The organism is Vibrio sp. HI00D65 (assembly GCF_001635455.1).
Lineage (GTDB): Bacteria > Pseudomonadota > Gammaproteobacteria > Enterobacterales > Vibrionaceae > Vibrio.
Window position 1 is genome coordinate 1 of sequence record NZ_LWEH01000354.1, and the last position, 373, is coordinate 373.

The 373-nt window shown below is 47.7% G+C and carries 1 protein-coding gene; it reads right to left on the reverse strand.

Features of this window, described 5'->3' with window-relative positions; translation table 11 throughout:
• Nucleotides 1–373, reverse strand: a 373-nt coding sequence (locus tag A3712_RS19860) for a LysE family transporter (RefSeq protein WP_157618826.1), incomplete at both ends; no start/stop codon positions are given.

Sequence of the window (373 nt, forward strand, 5' to 3'; positions counted from 1 at the left end):
TCAATGAATACTGTCGTCACACCTAGCACTAATAACTGCGGTGCTTGAGGTTGTGTAGGGTCGATAAATTGAGGAAACAGAGCCACCAAAAACACGATTGATTTCGGGTTAGTTAGGTTGATAAGCACTGCGTTTCTCAGCAGTTTGCCGCTCGATAGAGTAGAGCTTTCTTCAGATGCCACTAGGCTCGAGCTATCACGCCACTTTTGAATACCTAACCAAACTAAGTAAACCACACCAACCCATTTGATGATGTTGAACGCCAACGCAGACTGAGCAACGAGCGCACCGATACCCGCGCCCACCAGCATAATGTGGGACGCAAGACCAAGTTGTAAACCGACGATGGATGCCAATGACTTTCGAGTGCCAT